This is a genomic window from Achromobacter sp. 18P8.1.1 (genome assembly GCF_057799415.1).
In genome coordinates, this window is sequence record NZ_JBYOKH010000043.1 from 39,526 (window position 1) to 56,538 (window position 17,013).

Genomic DNA, 17,013 nt, shown 5'->3' on the forward strand with positions numbered 1-17,013 from the left:
GATTGAAAAATCTGCCGCCATCCACAGGGTCTGCAAGCCGAAATGGCCGCAGCGTTAAGAATAAATAGGGGTCAAAACCCTTCGTCGTCGCGCAGATAGCGCCATTGGCCCAGGGGCAGATCCCCCAGCGACACGCGGCCGATGCGCACGCGCTTCAAGCCCACGACCTTCAGGCCCACCAGTTCGCACATGCGGCGGATCTGGCGCTTCTTTCCCTCGCGCAGCACAAACCGCAGCTGGTCGTGGTTCTGCCAGCGCACATGGGCGGGCTTGAGCGCGCGGCCGTCTAGCGACAGGCCGTGATTCAGGAGTTCCAGCCCGTGGTCCGTCAGGTCGCCCTGGACGCGCACCAGATATTCCTTGTCGACGCTGGAATCTTCGCCAATCAAGTGCTTGGCGATGCGGCCATCTTGCGTCAGCACCAGCAGGCCTTGGGAATCGATGTCCAGCCGGCCGGCCACGGCCAGCCCGTCCAGATGGGCGCGTTCGAAACGCTGCGGCGACCGGTCGCCCGCAAAGCGCGAGCGGGAATCGATCAGCGCCACGGCGGGCGTGTAGCCCTTTTCGGCCTGGCCGGACACATAACCCACCGGCTTGTTGATCAGGATGGTGACGCGCGAGGTCTGGCGCGCCTGCGCGGCGCGCTCCAGCGTGATCACCTGGTCGGGATAGGCTCGGGCGCCCAGTTCTGACACCACGTCGCCGTCCACGCGGACCCAGCCGCGTTCGATATAGCTGTCGGCCTCGCGGCGCGAGCAGAGTCCGCGCTCGGACATGAGCTTGGAGATGCGTACTTTTTCCATGGCCGGTATTGTATGCGGACGCCAACCGGCCTGCCGCTCAAGCCGCCGGATCGTAGTCGGACGGCGCCATGGGTTCCAGCGGATAGAGCGGACGGCGCCGGCGCTCGTAGGGAAAGAGCGAGAAGTCCGAACTGGTGACGCCCGCGCTACCGCATTCCACCAGCGCCTGCGAGATCGGTTCGAAGACCGGGCGGCAGTACATCCGGGACTTCACCAGGACGAAGCGGGCCTGGCGCGGGTCCAGCCCCATGCTTTCGAACACGCCCAGGTCCCAGGGTTCGTGCGTGCGCTCCGTGATCACCAATTTGGCGGCGCCGATGTCCAGCACCGCGCTACGGCCCATGCAGGCGGTCTGGCCGGTATACGTCGGCCCCGTGATGACGTACTGGCCGTCCGTCACCGCCCCGACCACGCCCCGCAGCCGTACCGGCGCCGCGGGGCGGCCGATCGCCGGGATGGGCCGCTTGTTGCCTACCAGGATCTCGACCCGCGCGCCCTCGCCCGCCGTCGTCAGCGCCGCCACCGCCTCGGGGTCACAATACAGGCCCGCGACGATGCCCGTCAGCCCGGCGTCGACCGCGGCCATCAGGACCTCCATGGTGTCGCACGTGCCCCCGGACATGCAGTTGTCGCCATGGTCCAGCAACAACACCGGCTTGCTGGCGCCGCCCGCCAGTTCGGCGGCCCGGGCCAGGGAATCGGCCAGGGGTTCGCTGTCGTAGAAGAAGCCGTCACGCGCCGCCCAGATGCCCTGTGCCATCTCGGTAGCCGCCTGCTCGGCCTGCGCCTGTTCGCCCGCGCCCACCACCACGACGCTCAGGCATGGCGCGGGAATGTCGGCCAGGGCGAACCCGGCCAGCACCGACACGCCCAGCATGCCGGCGGCCTCGGCACGCCGGGCCGCCTCTACGGCATCGCGCATGGCGCCTTCGGCCGTGGCGCTGCGCAACGTGTGGGTCATCAACGGCAGGCGGCGCCACGCCATCACCGGGCGCGGCCCGCCGTTGAGCCAGCCGAACAGGATGCGTCCCGCGTGTTCGCCGGTCTCGTACATGTCCACGTGGGGATAGGTCTTGAAGCTTACGATCACGTCGGCGTTGGCCATCATCTTGGGCGTGACGTTGCCATGCAGGTCCAGCGCCACCGCGATCGGCACGTCGGGTGTCTGCTGGCGCAGGCGCTCCAGCAGGTCGCCTTCGCCGTCATCGGTGCTTTCGACCGCCATGGCGCCGTGCAGATCCAGCAGGATCGCGCCGCACCCTCGCGCGCCGGCCACGATCGCATCGCAAAGCGTGCGATAGGCGGCCGCATCCACCCGGCCGCTAGGATAGGCGGTGGCCGAAACCGGCGTGACCAGCGACGCCCCGTTCGCCTCCGCGAGGTCGATGAAAGCCGACATGGCCGTGCGCTTGCCCTTGTTGTCCTCGTAGGCCTGCGCGCCGAAAGCGGGGCCGTCGTTGCCGAACGCGGCCAGCGGCGTGGGCACGGGCGAGAACGTATTGGTCTCGTGGTTCAGGCGGGCGATCATGACTTTCATTGTTTTCCTCTTTGCTGGCCGGCACTTAGCCGTTTTGCCCCGACCCCGGGCGCGAGCCGCCCAGGCCAAGCTTTTCCATGGCCTCGCTGGCCTCGATGATCATGGCGGCGACTTCAGCCACGCTGACGCGCAGCCCGGTGGCGCGGGTGCGCATGTGTTCATAGGCCGCGCGCTCGTCCAGCCGCTGATGGTCCATCAGCACGCGGATCGCCTTCTCAATGACGCGCCGCGCCTTGATGGTGTTTTCCAACTTGTCGATCTTGACCTGCTGCCGGCTTTGGAACTGCTTGGCCGAGCGCGCCAGCACCAGCGTGCTCAAGATGCCGGCCGAGCGGAACGGCCGCGTCAACACGCCGTGCGCGTTGGTCTTCAGCAATTGCTTGAGCGTCGTGGGGGTTTCGTATTCAGACAGCGCGATCAAGGTGGCCTCGACTTCGCTGGCCGACCACGCGGAGCTGTTCTGCACGCACTGCGACACCTGGAAGAAAATCACGTCCGCACCGGCGGGCGCGGCGTCCGGGAATGGCCAATGCAAATGGATGCGGCAACCGATGCGCTTGAGTTGCTCGACCAGCACGTCGCGGTCTTCGCCGGGCGGGTACACCACCGCGACGGCCACACTGCGCAGGTCCTCATAGAGGCGGCGTAGGCTATGGTCCATGCTCATTTCAACCAGAAATCGTCCAGACCGAACGCCGTCAGATAGGGGTCCGGCTTCACCGGCTGGTCGCTTTCCCAGACGATGTCGAACCGCCCGTCCGCCCGGCATACGCCGATGCGCGGCGTCAGTACGCAGTGGTTGTTCTCCGCCAGGATGGACATCTGCCCGTCCGGCGCGTCGAACTGGACCTGATGCACCGCCCGCACGAGCTTGCGCGTGTCCATGCTGCCCACCCGCTGCAGGGCGCGCGCGAACAGGTGCACCTGGCTGTAGCAGGTTTCGGCATAGACGCTGGCGGGATGCTCGCCGAAGCGCTCGCGCCAGCGCGCCAGGAAATGCTGGTTGGCGGGCGTATCGACGGTATTGAAATAGGTGGCGGCGGTGATGTGGCCCACGCAGCGTTGCGGCCCGATCTCGGCGACCTCGGACTCCGCCATGGTCAGGCTGGCGATGGGAATGTGGGCCGTCTGCGCCCCCGCCTGCTGGCAGGCCTCGTGATAGCGCTGGTAGAAGCGCTGCGCGTCCGCGCCGATCAGCGTGGAGAAGACCACATCGGGCTGGATGAGGCGGATGTCCGCCACGACGTCGATGATGTCGCTTTCGTCGCAGCCCAAGGGCAGATAGGTTTCGTCCAGGATCTCGCCGCCGTGCTCCTCCACGGTCTCGCGCATGATGCGGTTGGTTTCGCGTGGATAGATATAGTCCGCCCCCACCAGGAAAATGCGCGATCCGCAGTTCTGGATCAGGTAGGCGGCCAGTTGCATGCTGCCCTGATTGGGCGCCGCGCCGGTGTAGATGACGTTGGGCGAATACTCGAAGCCCTCGTACACCGAGCCGTACCACAGCAAGGAATTGGTGCGCTCCACGACGGGCAGCATCGCCTTGCGGCAATGCGAGGTGCAACCGCCGAAGATGACGCTGACTTCGTCGTCCAGCAGCAGGCGGGCCGCCAGGCGCCGGTATTCCTCGGCATCGCTGCGCGGGTCGTACACCACGGGTTCCAGCGGCCGCCCCAGCACGCCGCCCAAGGCGTTGATCTCCTCCACGGCCAGCACCGTCCCGAAGAAATGCTGCGATTCGGTCGTGCCCGTCACGCCGCTGCGCGAATAGAGCACGCCAATGCGCCAGCCGGGCCGTTCTGCGTCCTTGTCCTGGAGCGAGGTCATGATGACGTCCTTGAGCGTGAATCCAGCGTGCCGGCCAGGGAGGAACCCGAAATGGCGGCGTTCATACCTTGAGATGGTCAATGATATTGCCGATGGCCTGGGGCGCACCAGCGTCGCCTGCGTCCACGATGGCGCCCTGCTTGAGCACCAGATAGCGGTCGGCCACGTCCAGCGCGAAAGCCACGTTCTGCTCGACGATGAACATCGACGTTCCGCGCCGTTCGCGCTCCCAGTTCAGGGCGCGGCCCAGCCGTTCGATCACCGAGGGTTGCAGCCCTTCGGTGATTTCATCCAGCAACAGCAGTTCGGGCCGCTGCATCAGTCCGCGCGCCACCAGCAGCATCTTCTGCTCTCCGCCCGACAAGGTGCCGGCGTGCTGGCGCAGCCGCGTCCCGAACACCGGGAACAGCTCGGTAATGTCGGCGAAGCGCTCGTCGAAGAGTTTCTCGTTCGGCAGGCCCAGCCGCAAGTTGTCGCGGATGCTCAGGTCGGGAAACAGAGGCTGTTCCTGCGCCGCGTAGGCGACGCCGCAGCGCGCCACCTCGTGCGGGCGCAAGCGCGTGGCGTCCACCCCGCCCACACTGACGCGCCCCCGCAACTTGGGCAGGTAGCCCATGATGGTCTTGAGCAGCGTGCTTTTGCCCATGCCGTTCTTGCCCAGCAGCGCCACGCAGGCGCCGCGCTCGACCGACAGGGAAACATCGTTCAGCACCACCGAGCCCTTGTAGCCGCTGGACACGCCGTCCAGGCGTAATGCCGGCGCAGTACCCGTCATTGCCCTGCTCCTTGCGCAGCCTGCGCGCTGCCCGCGTAGATGGTACGCACCAGTTCGGATTCCACGACGTCGCGGAAGCTCCCGTCCATGACGATCCGACCCTGATGCAAGACGACGATCCGCGTCGCCACTTCCTTCACGAAGTCCAGATCATGCTCCACCAGCAGGCAGCACAGCCCGTACTTGTGCGCCAGCGACGACAGCATCTGGCCGATCTGCGCGCGCTCAGCCTTCGACAGGCCCGCCGTAGGCTCGTCCATCAGCACGATGCGCGGCTCCAGCGCCAGCACCATCGCCAGTTCCAGCGCCTGTTGCTGCCCGTGTGACAGGTCGCGGGCCACGCTGCCCAGGCATTGGTCCAGCCCCGTCACGCGCAGCACTTCCAGCGCGTAAGGCGGCAGGTCCAACGTGGACGCGCGGCGCCACCACGAAGGCTGCTCGCGCAGTGTCGTGGCGATGCGCAGGCTTTCGGCCACCGTCATCGTGTCGAACACGTTGGCGTTCTGGAACTTGCGCCCCAGGCCGTAGCGCACGCATTGCTCCGGACCGTCCCGCAGGACCCGGTGGCCGTATAGCTCCAGATCGCCTTCGGACCGTTCGGCGCCGTCGGCAATGCAACGCATCAGCGTGGTCTTGCCCGCGCCGTTGGGGCCGATCAGGCCCACCAGTTCACCGCCTTTAGCCCGCAGGTCGATGCCTTCCAGCACCTTCAGGCTGCCGAAGCGCTTGGCCACGCCAGACAGGTTCAAGGCCCACGATGCCCCGCTGGCCGGTTGCGGCTGCCCGGTGCGCACACCAAGCGTGGGCACGGGAGCTGCCGCGCCGCGCCGCCGGAACGGCGCCGTCAGCAACGGCAACAGCCCGCGCGGCAACAGCAGGATCACCAGGATGAACGTCACGCCCAGCAGCAATTGCCACAGGAACGGCAGGTTCCCGCTCAGGTAAGAGCCCGCCACATTGATGAGGATGGCGCCCAGTACAGGGCCCCAGATGGTGCCGCGTCCGCCCAGCGCCACCCAGATGATCAACTCCGTGCCGAACACGAATCCTGTCAGCTCCGGCGCCACCACGCCGCTGAATGCGCCATAGCCGAACCCCGCCAGGCTGGCCACGGCGCCGCACACCACCAGCAGCACAATGCGCCAGTGGGCGGTGTTCAGGCCCAGGTAGCTGCAACGCGATTCGTTGTCGCGCAGCGCCACCAGGATGCGCCCGCCGTCGCTGCGCACCACGACCCACGCCAGCAAGGCCACCACCGACAGCGTTCCCGCCGCAATCACATACCAGGCCTCAAGAGACAGGTCGAAAGTCTCGTAGCCCGTCAGGCCGGACGACGACCCGGTATAGGTGCCGCCGGCCAACACCAGCTGCATCAGCACGATGGGCAGCACCAGCGAGATGACCGTCGCGAAGAATGGCGACGCCCCCCGATAGAACGACAGCCACCCCGTCACCAGCGCAAGCAGCGCCGCGGTACCCACCGCCGCCAACGCGGCCAGCGCAGCGGTGCCGGGCGAAAACCCATAATGCGTGAAGGCCAGGCCGGCGGCATAGGCACCCACGCCAAAAAAGGCAGACTGGCCGAACGTCAGATGGCCGGTGTAGCCCCACAGCACATCCACCGTCACGGCCGCCATCGCAAAAAACAGCGCCTTGATCAGCACGTTGAGCAAGTAGGTGTCGAACAGCCAGGGGCCGGCCACGGTAAGGGCGAGGCACATGGCCGCCAGCCACGGCAGTCCCTGGCCGCGCGGCGAGCGCGAGGCCGGCACGGAGGCCGCCTGCGCGTCTTGGGCAAGCGTATGGTCAGTCATGGGCGAATCCTTGGGGGCGCAGGCGCAGCGTCAGCGCGGCCAATACGGCGATGGTCACGCCGCCCAGGATCGGGCTGACGAAAATGCTCACCAGCACCTGGCAAGCGCCATAGACCAGGCAGGTCAGGAGCAATGCAGTGATCGAATGGCCCGACACCATGACCAACATGAAGGCGCTGACCAGCCACGGCAGGCCCATGTTCGGATCGACGCTGGACAACGGCGTGATCAGCGCGCCGGCCAGCGCGCCCAACCCCGCCCCCAGGCCAAAGGTCGTGAAGCGTATGCGCTCGGCGTTGATGCCCAGGCCACGCGCCAGGTCCTCGTTCATGATCACGGCGCGGGTCCGCACGCCGAAGCGGGTGCCGTTCAGCAGCAGCGTCATGGCGGCGTAGATCAGCAGCGCCCCGGGCACCAGGAACAGGCGGTACGCCGAGTACTCCGTGCCCAGAAAGGACACGGCGCCCTGGATCGGCGAATCCACGAACTGCACTTCGCGCCCGAATGCCACGGTGATGAGCTGCCCGATCACGATGCCCAGCCCCCACGTGGCCAGGATCGCGTCCAACGGCCGCTTGTACAGCGGCTGCACGATCAGGCGTTCAACGCCCATGCCCACCAGCACGCCGACCGCCAACGCGAACGGCAGGGCCACCCAGGGGTTCAGGCCCAACTGCGTCACGACCAGGCTGGCATAGCTTCCCAGCGTAAGAATCGCCCCGTGCGCGAAATTGACGATCTTCATCACGCCGAAGATGATCATCAGCCCCGACGTCACGATGAACAGCATGGCGGCCGTGCTCAAGATGTCCAGCAGCAAACCCATATCGATCTCCGGCGCCGCCGGACGGGCCGGCGGCGCGTATCACGTTACTGCGGCGTCACTTCAGATCCGGGCATTGCGCACCCGGGTCCACCTGATTGAACGTCTGCAGGATCTTGATGGAACCGTCCTGCTGCACCTGGCCCAGGCGCATGGTCAGCGCCGCGTGCCGTTGGCGGTCCATCTTGACGGGGCCGCGAGGGCCGTCGAACGACACCTCGCTCAAGGCCTGCACCACCTTCTGCGGATCCATGCCGCCCGCCTTCTCGACCGCCGCCTTGTACAGATAGAAGGCTTCGTACTGCGGGCCCGAGAATTCATTCGCGGTCTTGGCGTCGTTGCCGAATTTCGCCTTCAGGCCGTCCAGGAATTTGCGGTTCTGTGGCGTATCGATGCTGGTCAGGTACGACGCCGACATGTACATGCCCACCGCCGTGTCGCCCATGGTCTTGGCCGTGCCTTCGTCGATCGCCAGGTTGCCGTAGGGCATGGACAGCCCCGCCGCCTTGACCTGCTTGGCCAGGCTGACATTCGGGCCGCCCCCCGCCGTCGAGCTGATCAGCGCATCCGGGTTGGCCGAACGGATCTTCGACACCACGGGCGTCCAGTCCGAACCGTCGATGGGCAGGTATTCCTCGCCCACCACGCGTCCGCCCTGCTTCTCGATGTATTCCCGCGTGAACTTCAGCATGCCGCGGCCGAAGGCGTAGTCGCTGCCGACCAGGAAGAAGGTCTTGGCGCCGCGCTCCTTCATGAAGTGGTCCACCACCGGCGCCACCTGCTGCTCCGGCACCCAGCCGTTCACGTGCATCCAGCGGTTGCACGAACGGCCTTCATAGAACGAAGTGTAGATATAGGGCACTTTGCCGCGCGACACGATGGGCAGCGCGGCATTGCGCGCCGCGCTGGTTTCCATGGCGATGATGGCATCGACCTTCTTCTGGAAGACCAGCGTGTCATAGGCCTTTTGCGCGCCCACGGCGCCCGAGGCGTCGTCGGCGATCTCCAGCACGATCTGGCGGCCCAATATGCCGCCAGCCGCGTTGATCTCGTCGGCCGCCAGTTGGGACGCCTGCACCACGCCGGGCGCCACGACGCTGTTGGCACCCGACAGGCCGACCGGGACGCCGATGCGCAAAGGTTCTGCCGCGTGCGCGCTGGCGACACCCGCCAGTAATGCGACGATCGACAGGCGGAGGCGGAAGCTGCTGAACAGGGGTTTCATGAGGTTGCTCCTTGGGAGTCGGCCATGGGCCATCGCTTAACGTTGCCGCGGGGCGCCATCAGCGCCCAGTTGCTCGTCGTAGATATCGCAGCGCCTGTCGCGCAGCACGTGGTTGAAATCGTTCAATTGGCGCGCCCGGCGCGAGGCCTGCACGTCGATGGACGCCAGCAGCACTTCTTCCTGGTCGACGCTGGCGGGGCCCGCGGCCGTCCAGCCCTGCGATCCCACGATCAGGCTGCGGCCCACGAAAGGCTGGCCGCGTTCGGTACCCACGCGGTCGGCGCACACCACGGTCAAGCCGTTGCTGTGCGCCCCCCCGATGGTCAGCGCATGCGCCATCACCGGCCCATCGAGCGTCTGCCCAGGCATCGGCACCCAGTTGGTCGGCACCGCCACGATGTCCGCGCCGCGCACTGCCAGCAGCCGGTAGACCTCGGGGAACCAGCCGTCATAGCAAATGGCCACGCCCAGGCGGCCCAGCTCGGTATGGAACACCGGCAGGCCCAGGTCTCCGGCCTCGAAATACAGGTTTTCGTCGCCCCACAGATGCAGCTTGCGATACGTGCCGATGTAGCCGGAAGGCCCCGCGATCAGGGCAGCGTTGTACAGGCGGTCGCCGCTGCGTTCGGCAATGCCCGCCACCAGGTAGATGCCCAGGCGCTGCGCCAGCGCGATCCAGGCCTGCGAACTGGGGCCGCCGGGCACCGCTTCGGCCAGTGCATAAGCCTCTTCGCGGCTCTCGAACACGTAACCCGTGTTCGCCAATTCGGGCAGCACCACCAGCCGCGCGCCTTTTGCGGCGGCCTGCTCCACCAGTTCGGTCGAACGGGCCACATTGGCGGCGACGTCGCCGATCACGGGGGCCATCTGCACACTGGCTACCCAGATGGCCGTGGCCGGGGAACTCTGCGTGTCCGACGCTTGCATGCGATCTCCCAATTTGAAAATTGAAAACGAAAAAGCCCCCGACCACGCATCGCGTGCAAGTCGGGGGCTTCTATAGCCATACCAAATGTTCAAGCAGCAATTATTGCTGCGGGGTACTGCATGCCTTGCTCGAAACGGCCAAAGCCGATTGCGGGCCCCGTCAACGGGAGGAAAGGCATTCCGGTCAATCTTGACCGTGGGCAGATAATAGAGATCGCGCCGATCCCGGGACAATAAGTGCTTTCCCGGACGCAGGAATCGCGGGCTGGCCGCTAGCCGCGCAGCCCTTTTTACGGCGTCGCCCTTGCCGCTGCGTCATTGCGACGCATTGGGGCCGTCAGCCTAGCTTGGCATAATACGCAGCCATGATGAAACCCGCAGCACATCACCCCCCCCTTGCCGCTGGCTGGCTCCCCGTCGCCCCGCCCATCCTGTCGCCGGCCGTGCGCCACTGGCTGTTCCGCCCCGGCGCGCTGACCGCCGGCCTGCGCCAAGTCGGCCAGGTCCGCCTGCGCGTGCTGGCCGAATACGCCGACGGCGCCCCGCTGGATGAGGCTCGCGCCATGGGCATCGCCCCCGGCACGCCCGTGTGGATCCGGGAAGTGCTGATGTCGGTGAACGGCGTGGACAGCGTGCCGGCCCGCAGCCTCACGCCCCTGGGCGCGTCGCACGGCGCCTGGCAAGGCATGCGCCGGCTGCTGACCCGGCCGCTGGCCGACATGCTGTATCACGACAGCACCGTCATCCGGTCGCCCTTCGCCTGCCGCCGCCTGGCGCGGCCGGTGCCGTTTCACGCCACGGCGCGTGGCGTCCTGCCGCCTGAACAGCGGGACCAGGACGCGGCCCGCATCTGGGCGCGCCGATCCGTGTTCTGGCGCCAGGGCCAGCCGCTGTTGGTGGCCGAGTGCTTCCTGCCCGGCTTCTGGGAACTGATCGCGGACCGGCCCGTGCCGCCGTTGGTCCCGCATCAGCGCACGCCGCGCTAAGGCGCGGAAGGCTGGCTCCCGCCCGGCGCCAAGGAGGCTCGCGCCGCGCGGGGCCGCTTATGCCAGAATAAGGTAATGAGACCCTACCTCGTTCTCGGCCTGCTCCTTCTTGGCACCCTGGCTGCCGTGGCCTACCGCTTCCGGCACCCCAAGCCCGACGACACCCGGCGCCGCATCGTCAGCGACCTTGTCGCCGGTGGCCTCATGTACGCCTTCATCGCGCCGGCCATCGGCGGCGCGGCGCTCATGCTGGCCCTCTCGGCGGTGACCCGGGATCCCCAGAACCTGGTCGTGGCCGTCCTTGGCCTGCCGTGGTTCTACGTCTTCGGCATCGTGCCGGCGCTGCTGTGCGGCATCGTGGCGGGCGCGCTCAAACCCGTTCTTCCGACCTGGCCCGCCTTAGGCATGATGACGGTGGCGGGCGGCCTGTACGGATTCCTGTTCCTGGCCGCCTTCGGCAGCCAAGACTTCCGATGGGCAGACCTGCTATTCCCCTTGAGCGTGGGCGCCCTGCCCGGCATCGTGGGCTCGCTGCTTTGCACCTATTGGTTCTTCGGCAGGCCCGGCCGCCCACGCGCGCCGGCAACGGATGCGACGCCAGAGGCGGCGGATCCCCCACAATGATCGCCTTCACGCGTCCCCTTCCCCCTTTCCTTGGCAGCCCGGTCACCGACATGTCCCCTCCCATGCTTACCCTTTGGTTCCGACGCTTCTGGCTGCTGGCAATCACCAGCCTGATCACTCTGCATGCCGGCGCCAGCTTTGCGCAGACGTTCGACCGGCAGGCGGAAAACCAGCGCTACCAGCAATGGCTGCAGGATTTCCGTCGGGATTTCCAACAGTTCCGCCAAACGCCCGATCGGGAAAATGCGGACGTGGATAAACTTTTTGCCGATACGCTGGTGCCTGGTTCACGCGCCTCGCAGGTGGTCAAGGAACTGGCCCGCGCCCAAGGCGACAGCACCCACGGTGAAATCCGGTTTGTGGGCATCCAGCGCGTGTTCATGGCGGCGCTGTCCAATTCGGTGGTCGCGGGCGATGGCGGCGTCTACCCCGAAACCCAGGCGGCGTTCAAACAGCACACTTTGCGCGTGCGCTACATGCACGTGGATGGCGGCGGGCGGCTGGAGAACTACTTCAATAACCCGGAAATCTTCAAGCCATACCGGCTGCCGGACCCCGGCGTGTTGACGCGCGACGCCTACCCCTTCCTGCTGTTCGAAGACGCACAGGGCAAGCTGCGCCTGGGCGGGGTATCGAAGGAATTCTGGGATCTGGTGAAGTACATGGACGCTCAACAATATGCGTAAGCTGCCGATCGTCCTTGCCCTGGCCGCCGCCCAGGCGCTGCTTGCCACCCCCGCCTTTGCCGATTGCGGCCCGGCCGTTACCGATTTTTCCGAGCCCTCCACACTGCCCGCCGTGCCGGTGTCCGTCGACCTGGCGAACGACCGCGTGCTGCTCGGCAAACAGGGGGAACGCGTACCGACGAACCGCAAACTTGCCTGGACCAACGAGCGCGGCGACCCGGATCCGCACACCTGGACGGACAAGGTCGATTGGTCGGCCTACCGGACCCGGGAAACGCCGGGCACGGTCGCCCCGACCCGGCTTTACTTCAGCCCGGACGGCAGGCTGTGCCGCGTGGAACGGTATGGCAAGATCCGCGGCAGGACGGTGCTGGAAGGCGGGTATGTGCTGGCCTACGACACGGCGGGTGCGCTGGCGGCCTACACCGAATACGACCTGTCGGGCTCGTCCGATGCGCAGCCCTATGCCGCGACCCGGCGCGCGTGCCTGCAACGCGATGCGCGGGGCGTGCTGAGCACCTTCATCGATGACGGCTGCGGCGACGCCAAAGGCCCCGGCACCAGCCGGCATTACGTGCGCGACGCCTCGGGCCGCTTGCTGCGCGTGATCGACACGTTATCGCCGGGCCAGCCTTTGGCCGTCCAGACCCTGGACGCGCAGGGCAAGCCGGCGCAGCGCTACGTACGCCAGTACTCCGCGTTTGTCGCACCGAACGACAGCCAGGGGCCTTACGCCTATCCGGAACCCGCCGCGCGCCCGGACCGCCTGTATCCGCGCCTGCGCGAACACCTGGCCGCATTCCCAGGTGAAATTCCCGGTGTGGAATGGCGCATCGTGCGTATCGCCGACGAGGTGCCGATGGACGGCGACGACCAGTCGTCCTGGGACCCCGCCGTGCAGACCGTGCTGGCCAAGGGCGAAACCGACGCCCAAGGCGCGGCGCACGTCACGCCGCAGGCCCAGGAGCAGATCTGGCAGGCCATGCACAAGCACCCTGGCCGCGTCCTTTTCTATTTCGACCCGATGGGGCGCGTCGCGCTGGTGCCCGCCATGACGCCCGCGCAATGGAATGCTTGCGGCGATCCAGCCAACCTTGCGCCGGACGCCTGCACGCAATGACGGTCAGCGCTTGCCTGGCCGGGTGTCCACCGCCAGGCATAGCAACGCCGTCACCAAGGCCAGCGCCACGTGCGCCACATACAGCGGCGAGAAGGCGGCGTGGCTGACCGCGCCATGGCCCAGCATCAGCACCGTGATCGCCACGCCCATCACGCCGCCGATCTGCCGCGTCGCCTGATTGACGGCGCTGCCCACGGCATAGTGCTGCGCGGGTAGCTTGCTGACGGCCGCGCCCGACAAGGACGGCAACACCATGCCCACCCCAATCCCGCTGAGCAGCAGGCCTGGCAGCCATTGCGTCAGATACGCGGGCTGCTCGCCCGGCACCAGCAGGAACCACAATCCGCTGGCCGCGTAGATCAAGGAGCCGCCCACCAGGAATGGACGGTGGCCCATCCGCGCGGCCAGGCGCCCGGTCAGGATCGCCGTCGGCATGACCAGCAGCGGCCCCGGCGTCACGGCCAGGCCGGCGCGCGGCAGGCTGTAATGCCACACGCCCGTCATGTAGAAAAAGAACGCGAAGAACATCATCGCGAACGCAATGCCGAAGCTCAGCGTGGCCAGGTTCACATAGCGATAGGTGCGATGCTTGAACAGCGACAAATCCACCAGCGGGTGCGGCGTGGCACGCGCCCAGGCCACGAAAGCCCCCAGCGAAACGACGCCCACGGCCGCCACCACGCCCAACTCCAGCCGGCTCCAGGACGGCGATTCCGACTGCACGATCGCCAGCGCCAACGCGCCCACGGCCACCATCAGCAACGCCATGCCCACGCCGTCCACGCGGCGGCGCGCATCAGCCTTCACGGATTCCTTCAGCAAACCTGCGCCGTACCAAAGCGACAAGGCGCCCAACGGCAGGTTGATGTAGAAGGCCCAGGGCCAGCCCGCCATGTCCACGACGAACGCCCCCAGGCTGGGGCCGACCGCCGCGGCCAAGCCGCCCACGGCGCCCCACAGGCTGACCGCCACGGCGCGCTGGGAGGCTGGAAAGGCAGCCAGCACGATGGACAGCGACGCCGGCGTCAGCAGCGCCGCGCCCACGGCCTGCAGCACCCGGGCGGCGATCAGCCACCCCACGCTGCCTGCCAGGCCGCACGCGGCCGAGGCGGCCAGGAACAGCACCACCCCGACCATGAACATGCGCTTGCGGCCATGCGTATCGGCCAAACCACCGGACGGGATCAGCATGGCAGCGAACACGACCGTGTAGGCATTGAGCACCCACGACATGTCCGCGGCCGAGGCCTCGGGAAAGCCGGCGCGCAAGGCGCCGAACGCCGCGTACAGCATGGTGCTGTCCAGCGACACGAGGAACACGGCGATGCTGGCAACCCAGAAGATCGGCCACGGAGACGCCGCGGCGGGCGCGATGGCGGGGTCGTTCGCGGACTCGGGTTCGTTTGCAGAGATGGCCGGCGGAGATGCCGGCGCGGAGCGGGCAGTAGCGTGCATGATGGATTTATCCCAGCGCCTTCAGATACACCGCCGGTTCGGCGGACAGACCCTGCTTGACCTGACGGGTCCGGTCGTCGGCCAGCACTTCTTCAGCGCCCGCCTCCAGCCCGTCGAATGCCTGGCTCACGATGGATTCCGGCGTGGACTTGGGGCCGTCGATGCCCTTGGTCAGATCCGTATCCACAAAACCCATGTGCAGGCCCAGCACCTGCGTCTTCTGCGCCCGCAAGTCGTTACGCAGCCCGTTGGTCATGGCCCACGCGGCCGACTTGCTCATGGCGTAGACGCCGAGCAGCGGGCCGTTGACCCAGCTGGCGATCGACAGCACATTCAGCAGCGCCCCGCCGCCATTGGCGGCCAGCACCGGCGCGAACGCCTGCGCCACACGCAACGAGCCGAAGAGGTTGGTGTCCAGATGACGCTGCGCGGATTCAATGCTGCCCTCCGCCATGAATCCGCCGATGGCTGCGATGCCGGCGTTGTTGATGACGAGCGTCACGTCCGAGGCATGCGCTGCAGCGGCCGCCACGTCTTGCGGATTCGTCACGTCCAGCTTGATCGCTTCGACGCCCGCCAAGGTGACGGTCGACGGATCGCGTGCGCCGGCATAGACCTTGCGCGCACCGCGGGCCAGCGCCTCGCGGGCAAAGGCCAACCCTAAACCGCGGTTGGCGCCGGTAATCAAAACCACTGCATTCTTGAGATCCATGATGGGATGTCCTTGGGGGGTAGATAGAGCAACTGGTGTTGGCTAAATATGATGATCATCATATTTACGGCCGGTAAAAAGACCGCGCAATGCGGCCTTGGGATGCAGTTCGGGTCAGGCAGACGGGGCGTTGGCCTCGCGGTCGTATTGGTCCAGGATGGCGTGGCGGGCAGAAGCCAGCACCGCGCGCCCTTCGGGGTTGTCGCCCAGCGCCCGGGCCAGCTGCAACGCGCCCACGAGCGTACTGGTCACCGCTGCGGCGGCATGCTCGCCTGCTGTTGCCGGCAGCGCCTGCCGCACGGCTTCCATCAAGCGTTGCACACGCACGGCCGAGGCTTCACGCACTTCGGACGACTGGCGCGGGATCTCGGAAGCCAGTGCCGACACCGGGCAGCCCCCTTCACAACCTTTCAGATGCGCCTCGCCCAGATACGCTTCAACCCAGGCGCGCAAGGGGCTTGCCCCGTCGGCCCGGCGTTGCTCCATGCTCTTGGACATGCGCGCCGCGCCATCGCGACCGGCGCGTTCCATCGCGGCGGCCAGCAAGGCATCCCGCGACGGGAAATGCGCGTAGAAGCCGCCGTGGGTCAGCCCAGCCTCTTTCATGACGTCGGCCACGCCGACGCCCGCATAGCCCTCGCGACGAATCGCACGCGCCGCGGCGTCGACGATGCGTTCGTGAGAAAGCGCTTTACGGGAGGATGGGCCAGGCATGGTCGGGAATCCGAAATATGATGATCATCATATTAATCCCGCAAAAAGACCCCGTGCAAGAAAAATACGGGGTGAATTTGTAACGCGGCGATGCAGGCACGGCGCCTAGCGCCAGGCCTCCGGCTCGACACTGACTTCGCCCTTGTCGGCCGAAAAGTAGACGATGCCGTCCGATATGTTGGCGTTCAGCTGCATCGTGCGCTCGGCCAGCTTGGCGAGCGCGCGGGTCTGGTCCGACGGCAGGTTGATGACCTTCAAGTTACGGGTGCGCTCGAGCTTGTTGCGCACGCCGTCCCACCAGATCTTGCTGGCCGACCCGCCGTAGCAGTACACGATGACTTCATCGGCGCGGCCACAGGCGCGCAAGATGCGGCGTTCTTCGGGCTGACCCACTTCGATCCACAGCTTGACCGCGCCGGTCAGGTCCTTGACCCACAAGTCGGGCTCGTCGGTGTCGCTCAGGCCCTTGGTGAACGCCAGTTCTTCCTGCGCATGCAGGGCATAGGCGACCAGGCGAACCATCAGGCGCTCGTCGGTTTCCGAAGGATGGCGGGCGACCGTCAGCGAATGGCTGCCGTAGTAGTGGCGGTCCGTATCGGCGACGTTGAGTTCGGCCTTGTAGATGGTGGCGCGCAGGGCCATAAGGAGGGATCCGTTGAAGGGTGATGCGAATTGCGTGAAGGGCGCAATGATAACGCTTGGGGCTGGGGGGTGTGTTTTGGGGGGCTTCGTGAGTGGGTCTGTGTGCTGGCACTTCGTCGGTCGCTTGTCGGCGTGGGGGGCAGGGGCGCTCGCGCCCACGATTGCGGTCCGGCGCGCCGGCGCCGGACTACCCCGTCGTCATCGTCGTCCGCCTTCGGCTCCCTTCCGATTCCCTCGGGCGCATCGAGGTTGCTCGCGCCCCTGCCCCCCACGCCGACAAGCTGGCTCTGTCCGGGCCTGGTGCGCTGTTGGAGCCGTGGTCGGTGTCGAGGCTTGCGGGGCC

At 66.9% G+C, this 17,013-nt stretch carries 17 protein-coding genes; 4 read left to right on the forward strand and 13 right to left on the reverse strand.

From position 1 onward, the window contains the following. Positions 1 to 71: 71 nt before the first annotated feature. The 9 genes from AC27VE_RS23085 to AC27VE_RS23125 form a co-directional block, all read right to left on the reverse strand. Complete coding sequence (locus tag AC27VE_RS23085) at positions 72 to 803, reverse strand: pseudouridine synthase (RefSeq protein ID WP_488705088.1); 732 nt, start codon at positions 801 to 803, stop codon at positions 72 to 74. Between the two features lie 37 nt (positions 804 to 840). Continuing rightward, positions 841 to 2,340: a M81 family metallopeptidase gene (locus AC27VE_RS23090; protein ID WP_006227396.1), complete on the reverse strand. Its 1,500-nt coding sequence runs from the start codon at positions 2,338 to 2,340 to the stop codon at positions 841 to 843. A gap of 25 nt (positions 2,341 to 2,365) precedes the next feature. Next, positions 2,366 to 3,001, reverse strand: coding sequence for an ANTAR domain-containing response regulator (locus AC27VE_RS23095; RefSeq protein ID WP_315134959.1), 636 nt, complete (start codon positions 2,999 to 3,001; stop codon positions 2,366 to 2,368). A 2-nt stretch (positions 3,002 to 3,003) separates the two neighbouring features. Next, positions 3,004 to 4,167, reverse strand: coding sequence for a transporter substrate-binding domain-containing protein (locus AC27VE_RS23100; RefSeq protein ID WP_488705089.1), 1,164 nt, complete (start codon positions 4,165 to 4,167; stop codon positions 3,004 to 3,006). A gap of 61 nt (positions 4,168 to 4,228) precedes the next feature. Then, positions 4,229 to 4,942: an ABC transporter ATP-binding protein gene (locus tag AC27VE_RS23105; protein WP_315134963.1), complete on the reverse strand. Its 714-nt coding sequence runs from the start codon at positions 4,940 to 4,942 to the stop codon at positions 4,229 to 4,231. Beyond that, positions 4,939 to 6,756, reverse strand: a complete 1,818-nt coding sequence (locus AC27VE_RS23110) for an ABC transporter permease subunit (protein ID WP_488705090.1) — start codon at positions 6,754 to 6,756, stop codon at positions 4,939 to 4,941. Before AC27VE_RS23110 ends, AC27VE_RS23105 begins: the two co-directional genes overlap by 4 nt. Then, positions 6,749 to 7,582 carry a branched-chain amino acid ABC transporter permease gene (locus AC27VE_RS23115; RefSeq protein ID WP_088588392.1) on the reverse strand — a complete coding sequence of 278 codons (834 nt, stop codon included), beginning with the start codon at positions 7,580 to 7,582 and terminating at the stop codon, positions 6,749 to 6,751. Before AC27VE_RS23115 ends, AC27VE_RS23110 begins: the two co-directional genes overlap by 8 nt. Positions 7,583 to 7,637: 55 nt before the next feature. Beyond that, positions 7,638 to 8,804: a substrate-binding protein gene (locus tag AC27VE_RS23120; RefSeq protein WP_088588393.1), complete on the reverse strand. Its 1,167-nt coding sequence runs from the start codon at positions 8,802 to 8,804 to the stop codon at positions 7,638 to 7,640. A 36-nt stretch (positions 8,805 to 8,840) separates the two neighbouring features. Beyond that, on the reverse strand, positions 8,841 to 9,731 hold the full coding sequence (locus AC27VE_RS23125) for a nitrilase family protein (protein WP_006227389.1): 891 nt from the start codon (positions 9,729 to 9,731) through the stop codon (positions 8,841 to 8,843). 365 nt (positions 9,732 to 10,096) lie between these two features. Between AC27VE_RS23125 and AC27VE_RS23130 the strand changes: the two genes are divergently transcribed. From AC27VE_RS23130 to AC27VE_RS23145, 4 genes are all read left to right on the forward strand, one after another. Beyond that, positions 10,097 to 10,717: a chorismate--pyruvate lyase family protein gene (locus AC27VE_RS23130; protein WP_488705091.1), complete on the forward strand. Its 621-nt coding sequence runs from the start codon at positions 10,097 to 10,099 to the stop codon at positions 10,715 to 10,717. A gap of 75 nt (positions 10,718 to 10,792) precedes the next feature. Continuing rightward, positions 10,793 to 11,341 carry a hypothetical protein gene (locus tag AC27VE_RS23135; RefSeq protein WP_488705092.1) on the forward strand — a complete coding sequence of 183 codons (549 nt, stop codon included), beginning with the start codon at positions 10,793 to 10,795 and terminating at the stop codon, positions 11,339 to 11,341. 50 nt (positions 11,342 to 11,391) lie between these two features. Then, entirely contained in the window at positions 11,392 to 12,027 is a 636-nt protein-coding gene (locus AC27VE_RS23140) for a hypothetical protein (RefSeq protein ID WP_234818256.1), read from the forward strand. Beyond that, positions 12,020 to 13,147: a hypothetical protein gene (locus AC27VE_RS23145; RefSeq protein ID WP_488705093.1), complete on the forward strand. Its 1,128-nt coding sequence runs from the start codon at positions 12,020 to 12,022 to the stop codon at positions 13,145 to 13,147. Before AC27VE_RS23140 ends, AC27VE_RS23145 begins: the two co-directional genes overlap by 8 nt. A gap of 3 nt (positions 13,148 to 13,150) precedes the next feature. Here AC27VE_RS23145 and AC27VE_RS23150 read toward each other — a convergent pair whose 3' ends face one another. From AC27VE_RS23150 to AC27VE_RS23165, 4 genes are all read right to left on the reverse strand, one after another. Further along, positions 13,151 to 14,602 carry an MFS transporter gene (locus tag AC27VE_RS23150; RefSeq protein WP_488705094.1) on the reverse strand — a complete coding sequence of 484 codons (1,452 nt, stop codon included), beginning with the start codon at positions 14,600 to 14,602 and terminating at the stop codon, positions 13,151 to 13,153. Positions 14,603 to 14,609: 7 nt separating this feature from the next. Continuing rightward, positions 14,610 to 15,314: an SDR family oxidoreductase gene (locus tag AC27VE_RS23155; RefSeq protein ID WP_488705095.1), complete on the reverse strand. Its 705-nt coding sequence runs from the start codon at positions 15,312 to 15,314 to the stop codon at positions 14,610 to 14,612. A gap of 114 nt (positions 15,315 to 15,428) precedes the next feature. After that, positions 15,429 to 16,028 carry a TetR/AcrR family transcriptional regulator gene (locus AC27VE_RS23160; RefSeq protein ID WP_427956779.1) on the reverse strand — a complete coding sequence of 200 codons (600 nt, stop codon included), beginning with the start codon at positions 16,026 to 16,028 and terminating at the stop codon, positions 15,429 to 15,431. 105 nt (positions 16,029 to 16,133) lie between these two features. Beyond that, positions 16,134 to 16,670: a YaeQ family protein gene (locus AC27VE_RS23165; RefSeq protein ID WP_006227381.1), complete on the reverse strand. Its 537-nt coding sequence runs from the start codon at positions 16,668 to 16,670 to the stop codon at positions 16,134 to 16,136. Positions 16,671 to 17,013 lie beyond the last annotated feature (343 nt).

Excerpts from the sequence above, each read along its gene's own strand:
- AC27VE_RS23085 (WP_488705088.1), bottom strand. The coding sequence starts at position 803 with ATGGAAAAAGTACGCATCTCCAAGCTCATGTCCGAGCGCGGACTCTGC.
- AC27VE_RS23090 (WP_006227396.1), bottom strand. The coding sequence starts at position 2,340 with ATGAAAGTCATGATCGCCCGCCTGAACCACGAGACCAATACGTTCTCG.
- AC27VE_RS23095 (WP_315134959.1), bottom strand. The coding sequence starts at position 3,001 with ATGGACCATAGCCTACGCCGCCTCTATGAGGACCTGCGCAGTGTGGCC.
- AC27VE_RS23100 (WP_488705089.1), bottom strand. The coding sequence starts at position 4,167 with ATGACCTCGCTCCAGGACAAGGACGCAGAACGGCCCGGCTGGCGCATT.
- AC27VE_RS23105 (WP_315134963.1), bottom strand. The coding sequence starts at position 4,942 with ATGACGGGTACTGCGCCGGCATTACGCCTGGACGGCGTGTCCAGCGGC.
- AC27VE_RS23110 (WP_488705090.1), bottom strand. The coding sequence starts at position 6,756 with ATGACTGACCATACGCTTGCCCAAGACGCGCAGGCGGCCTCCGTGCCG.
- AC27VE_RS23115 (WP_088588392.1), bottom strand. The coding sequence starts at position 7,582 with ATGGGTTTGCTGCTGGACATCTTGAGCACGGCCGCCATGCTGTTCATC.
- AC27VE_RS23120 (WP_088588393.1), bottom strand. The coding sequence starts at position 8,804 with ATGAAACCCCTGTTCAGCAGCTTCCGCCTCCGCCTGTCGATCGTCGCA.
- AC27VE_RS23125 (WP_006227389.1), bottom strand. The coding sequence starts at position 9,731 with ATGCAAGCGTCGGACACGCAGAGTTCCCCGGCCACGGCCATCTGGGTA.
- AC27VE_RS23130 (WP_488705091.1), top strand. The coding sequence starts at position 10,097 with ATGATGAAACCCGCAGCACATCACCCCCCCCTTGCCGCTGGCTGGCTC.
- AC27VE_RS23135 (WP_488705092.1), top strand. The coding sequence starts at position 10,793 with ATGAGACCCTACCTCGTTCTCGGCCTGCTCCTTCTTGGCACCCTGGCT.
- AC27VE_RS23140 (WP_234818256.1), top strand. The coding sequence starts at position 11,392 with ATGTCCCCTCCCATGCTTACCCTTTGGTTCCGACGCTTCTGGCTGCTG.
- AC27VE_RS23145 (WP_488705093.1), top strand. The coding sequence starts at position 12,020 with ATGCGTAAGCTGCCGATCGTCCTTGCCCTGGCCGCCGCCCAGGCGCTG.
- AC27VE_RS23150 (WP_488705094.1), bottom strand. The coding sequence starts at position 14,602 with ATGCACGCTACTGCCCGCTCCGCGCCGGCATCTCCGCCGGCCATCTCT.
- AC27VE_RS23155 (WP_488705095.1), bottom strand. The coding sequence starts at position 15,314 with ATGGATCTCAAGAATGCAGTGGTTTTGATTACCGGCGCCAACCGCGGT.
- AC27VE_RS23160 (WP_427956779.1), bottom strand. The coding sequence starts at position 16,028 with ATGCCTGGCCCATCCTCCCGTAAAGCGCTTTCTCACGAACGCATCGTC.
- AC27VE_RS23165 (WP_006227381.1), bottom strand. The coding sequence starts at position 16,670 with ATGGCCCTGCGCGCCACCATCTACAAGGCCGAACTCAACGTCGCCGAT.